This window comes from Geminicoccus flavidas, assembly GCF_009806515.1.
GTDB lineage: Bacteria > Pseudomonadota > Alphaproteobacteria > Geminicoccales > Geminicoccaceae > Geminicoccus > Geminicoccus flavidus.
Genome location: NZ_WUJP01000274.1, coordinates 1 through 4,935, shown reverse-complemented (window position 1 = coordinate 4,935; position 4,935 = coordinate 1). Strand labels below are relative to the sequence as shown.

The following is a 4,935-nucleotide window of genomic DNA, read 5'->3' as shown; positions in this document are numbered from 1 at the left end:
CTCATGGTGGCGAGCGTAATGATGAAGCTGTGTACGCCTGAGCGCACGATCGCCTCGCCGTTCACCGCACCGAGCGCTGCCCCCACCAGCAGGCAGACCGCCAGGCCCAGCGGCCAGGGCAGGCCGAACGTTTCCATGGCGTAGCCCGCCGCCATCACCGCGCAGACCCCGATGGCGCCCACCGCCAGGTTCAGCCCGCCGGACACGATCACCACCATCATCGAGAAGCCGATGAGGATGTCGATCCCCATGGTCCGACCGAGCGTGAACAGGTTGAAGGGTGAGGCGAAGCCCTTGGTCGCCAGCGTGAACAGCGTGGCGAACACCACGATCAGCACGATCAGGCCGAACTCGTTGCCGCCGAGAAAGCCCGCCCGCACGAAGGACGGGCTGCCGGCCGATCGGGGCTGGCCCAAGGGAAGCGAGCTTGCCGGTTGCATCGAGGTCCTGGCCGGAAGTTGTCAGAAGGAATCACCCCAGCTGCCGGGACGAGGCTGCCGGGGTGAGGGGATCACTCGCAGGTGAGATACTTGGTCTCGAAGTCGGCCATGATCTCCTTGGTGATCGCCTGCATGGCGCCGACATAGTTGTCGACTCCCGAGGCATCCACGAAGGTGGTGCCGCTGTCGATGAACCGGTCGGTCAGCGCCGTCGAGGCAAACGGCGCGTCCTCCTTGACCGTGCAGCCGCTGCGCAGCCGATCGAGTGCGAAGGTGCCGATATAGCCCTGGCCGTAGGGGTTCTGCAGCATGGTGCCGTCGACGAACCCGTCCTTGATGGCCTGCAGCACGACCTCGTCATGGTCGATGCCGACCATCTTGATCCGCTTGTCGCCCATCTTGCGCAGGGCATTGGCGGACACGACCGCCGGGATCCAGGCGGTCGTGACGATGCCGTCGACCTCGTTGCCGTGCGCCGCCAGGTAGGCGTTGATCTTCTCCTCGGCCGGCTCCGGCGCATCGATGTCGGCGATCACCTGGACCACCTCCACGGCACCATTGGTCTCGGCCGCCGCCTTGTTCACCGCGTCGATGCGCAGCTGCGTGTTCGGATCGACGAGGAAGCCGGCGAAGTGGGCGATCTTGCCCTTGCCCCCCATCCGCTTGATCAGCTCCTGGGTGCCGATATAGGCGGAGTTGCCGGTGTCGGTGCCAAGGCAGAACGCGGCGTCCGACGGCTCCTTCAGGCAACCGCCGCCAGCGATCACGGGCGCGCCCTGCTCGACCAGCTCGCTGACCACGCCGTTGCCGCCGACCGGATCGCCGGGGAACACCAGGAAGCCGTTATAGCCTTGCGTGACCAGGCTCTCCAGCAACTGGTTCTGCTGGGACAGTTCCCACTTGGGCGGAACACGGTAGTCGCCGCCCTCCAGCCCGAAGTCTTTGGCGGCGTCCTGGCCGGCCTGCTCCCAGGCAGCGAAATAGGGGTGCGGCCCGGCCGGCACCAACGCCACGAGCGTATCCTCGGCGGCATGGGCGGCAGTGGCGGCCGCGCTCAGGAGGAGGCCGGCTGCGAGCAGGCGGAATGCGTGAGCGGTCTTCGTCACGGCGATGCTTCCCTGATCCAAATCATCGCGCCGCACCCCAGGCGGGTTGCGGCGCATGCGACGGACGCTAGGATACAAGTGTCCAGCGCGCAAGAACGCAGACGGAACAGGGATGGTAACCAGCATCACGATGATCCGGCCCGGCCCGGCCGGTCCAGCCGGCGAGCCCTGGCTCGGCCTGGCGGTCGACCGGCGGCGCAACGTGGCCGATCAGGTCTGCCAGGCCCTGCGCGAGGCGATCCTGGAACTGCGCCTGCCGCCGCGCGCGCTGGTCAGCGAGAACATGGTCTGCCGGGAGGCAGGGGTCTCGCGCACGCCGGTGCGCAACGCGATCGTCCGGCTGGTCGAGGAGGAACTGCTCGACGTCTTCCCGCAGCAGGGCACCTATGTGGCGCCGATCAAGCTCGGCAAGGTCCAAGACGGCCACTTCATCCGCAAGGCGCTGGAGGTCGCGATCCTGGAGAAGGCGGCGGGCGCCTGGACCGCGGCTGCCTCGGCAGAGGCTCATGCCGTGCTGGCCGAGCACGAGGCGCTGGGCAGCCAGGGCGACGTGCAGGACTTCATGCGCCTCGACGTGATGTTCCACCAGTGCTTCGCCCGAGCCGCCGGGGCGGAGGGGGTCTGGCGGCCGATCCAGCATGCCAAGGCGCATCTGGACCGGCTGCACCGCCTGGGCTTCCCGCAGAACGACCGGATGAAGGCGGTGGCCGCGGAGCACAGGGCGATCCTGGAGGCGTTCGAGGCGAAGGACCTCCCGCTGGCCCGCCGGCGGCTCATCCAGCACCTGGACGTCATCATCGGGATGCTGGACGAGCTGCGCCGCCAGCATCCCGGCTACTTCGCCGACTAAGAGGGCTACCCATGAAACGCTACGGCTCGTGCATCCGCCTGCGCCCGGAAGCGATCGAGGAATACGAGCGCATCCATGTCGAGGTCTGGCCGTCGGTGCTCGCCACCATCGCCGCCTGCAACATCAAGAACTACTCGATCTTCCTGAAGCGGCCGGAGAACATCCTGTTCGCCTATTTCGAGTACCACGGCAGCGACTTCGCTGCCGACATGGCGAAGATGGCGGCCGACCCCGAGACGCAGCGCTGGTGGAAGATCACCGACCCGATGCAGGAGCCGTTTTCGACCCGCAAGGAGGGCGAGTGGTGGGCGCAGATGGACGAGGTGTTCCACACCGACTGAAGCGCCAGGCTCATTCGGCTTCGTCGATCGCCATGGAGCGCTGCCAGGCAGGACGTGCCTGGCAGCGCTCCACATAGGCGGTCAGCGCCGGGCGGGGCTCGATGATCCGGAAGGCGACCATGCCGAAATAGAGGTCGGCGCCGATCATGACGTCCGCGGCGGTGAATGTCTCGCCCAGCAGCCAGGGTCCGTCCGCCACGGCCCCCTCCAGCACGTCGACCACGCGCGCGAAACTGCCCCAGCCGGCCGCCGCCTCGGGCAGCTTCAGGTTGCCGAACTTCTCGGCAAAGGCGCCCTCGATGCAGTTGCCGGAGAAGAACAGCCATTTCAGGTACTGGCCGCGCCGCGGGTCGCCCAAAGGTGGCGCCAGCCGGGCCTCGGGGAATCGGTCGGCCAGATAGGCCACGATCGCACCGGATTCCGAGACCACCGCCTGGCCGTCGACCAGGACCGGCACCTTGCCCATCGGGTTGAGCCGCAGGAAGTCCGGATCCGTCTGCCGCCCGTTGCGGATGTCGAGTGTCACCCGCTCATATGGCCGGCCGATCTCCTCCAGCAGCCAGAGGATCCGGATGGAGCGCGTCTTCGGTGCCCAGTAGAGCTGCATCGTCCGATGGTCCCTCAGTCTCTCCCGGATACTGGTGATGCCTCGACCTCGCCGGCGCTGGCAACACCCCGGGTAGCGGCGCCTAGTCCATCCGCGAAGGCAGCCAGGTCGCGATGCCCGGGAAGAAGATGATTGCGATCACCAGCAGGATCAGGGCCACCACGAACGGCAGGACGGCCGTGCTGCCCTGGACGAGGTTGCAGCGGGCGATGCCACAGGTGACGAACAGGCTGGCGCCGACCGGCGGCGTCACCAGGCCGATCGCCAGCCCCACCACGGTGACGACGCCAAACTGGATCGGGTCGATCCCGAGCGTCTGGGTGACCGGCCAGAGCACCGGCACCAGGATGATGATGCTGGCACCCAAGTCCAGGATCATGCCGGCGAACAGGTACACGCAGAAGATCAGGAGCAGCACCAGGGTCGGGTCGCTGGTCAGGCCCAGGATGAGCTGGGCGGCGCCCTGCGGGATCTGCTCGCGGGTGATGATCAGGCCGTAGAGCGAGGCCGCCGCGATCATCAGCATGACCACGCCGGTGGTGACGCAGGTTTCCAGCACGATGCGCGGCAGGTCGGCCAGCCGGATGGTGCGGTAGACGAACATGCCGACGATCAGGCCGTACAGCACGGCCACTACCGACGCCTCGGTCGGCGTGGCGATGCCGTAGCGGATCGAGCCGATGATCACGAGCGGCATCATCAGGCCCCAGACGCTGGCGCGCGTCGCCCGCAGGAAGCCCCGCACTGAACCCCGTGGCCCCTTGGGATAGCCGCGCCGGACCGAGATGACCCAGGCGGTGACCATCAGCAGGATCGCGATCAGCACGCCCGGGATCAGCCCGGCGATGAACAGCTTACTGACCGAGGTGCCGGTGACGACGCAGAAGATGATCATCGGGATGGAGGGCGGGATCACCACTGAGATGGTCGAGGCAGCGGCGGTGACGGCGGCGCAGAACGCGCCGTCATAGCCCTTCTCCTTCATGGGCGGGATCATGATGCCGCCCGCGGACGAGGCCTCGGCCACCGCCGAGCCGGTCATCCCGCCCATCAGCGTGCCCGCACCGATGCCGGCATGGGCCAGCCCGCCGCGTGCCCAGCCGATCGCAGCATTGGCGAAGTCGATAATGTCGCGCGCGATCCCGCTGCGCGCCATCAGATGGCCGGCCAGCAGGAAGAAAGGCACCGCCAGAAGGATGAAGGAATCGATCGCGGCGGTCATCCGCTGCGCCACCAGCGTCGGCGGGATGCCGCCATAGGTCACGGCCAGGAACGAGGCGATCGCCAGTGCGAACGAGACGGGCACATTGATCAGCAGGAGGACGAGGAAGCCCGCCAGCAGCACCAGGGTCATGACGGCTGGACCTCTTCGACCGGGTCAGGCGGGGGGCGGCGGCCGGTGATCCAGCGGACCAGGACATCGCCGGCGATCATGAACGCCATCACGCTGTAGCCGGCATAGACCCACACCATCGGCAGGCCGAGCGTGGCCGAGGACTGGCGCATCGTCAGGCGCAGGAGGCCGAAATTGGTGACGAAGGTGTAGAGGCAGAAGGCCAGCACGATGGCCTCGACCACGCGGGCCGACAGC

5 protein-coding genes and 2 pseudogenes are annotated in these 4,935 nt (G+C 67.5%); 2 read left to right on the top strand and 5 right to left on the bottom strand.

Translation table 11 applies throughout. The features are described 5' to 3' along the window. Together EQG76_RS07595 and EQG76_RS07590 are read right to left on the bottom strand one after the other, a co-directional pair. Positions 1–416, bottom strand: a pseudogene (locus EQG76_RS07595) (ABC transporter permease); the annotation flags it as partial. 95 nt (positions 417–511) lie between these two features. Then, positions 512–1,546, bottom strand: a complete 1,035-nt coding sequence (locus tag EQG76_RS07590; RefSeq protein ID WP_200840637.1) for a sugar ABC transporter substrate-binding protein — start codon at positions 1,544–1,546, stop codon at positions 512–514. 112 nt (positions 1,547–1,658) lie between these two features. On the opposite strand from EQG76_RS07590, the gene EQG76_RS07585 reads away from it, so the two are divergent. Continuing rightward, complete coding sequence (locus EQG76_RS07585) at positions 1,659–2,396, top strand: GntR family transcriptional regulator (RefSeq protein WP_159712066.1); 738 nt, start codon at positions 1,659–1,661, stop codon at positions 2,394–2,396. Between the two features lie 11 nt (positions 2,397–2,407). Further along, entirely contained in the window at positions 2,408–2,737 is a 330-nt protein-coding gene (locus tag EQG76_RS07580) for an L-rhamnose mutarotase (protein WP_159712064.1), read from the top strand. A gap of 10 nt (positions 2,738–2,747) precedes the next feature. Here EQG76_RS07580 and EQG76_RS07575 read toward each other — a convergent pair whose 3' ends face one another. The 3 genes and pseudogenes from EQG76_RS07575 to EQG76_RS07565 all read right to left on the bottom strand — a co-directional run. Next, positions 2,748–3,344 carry a glutathione S-transferase family protein gene (locus EQG76_RS07575; RefSeq protein ID WP_159712062.1) on the bottom strand — a complete coding sequence of 199 codons (597 nt, stop codon included), beginning with the start codon at positions 3,342–3,344 and terminating at the stop codon, positions 2,748–2,750. 82 nt (positions 3,345–3,426) lie between these two features. Continuing rightward, complete coding sequence (locus EQG76_RS07570; RefSeq protein WP_159712060.1) at positions 3,427–4,698, bottom strand: TRAP transporter large permease; 1,272 nt, start codon at positions 4,696–4,698, stop codon at positions 3,427–3,429. Beyond that, a pseudogene (locus EQG76_RS07565) lies at positions 4,695–4,935 on the bottom strand (TRAP transporter small permease); the annotation flags it as partial. The gene EQG76_RS07570 and the pseudogene EQG76_RS07565, both read right to left, overlap by 4 nt.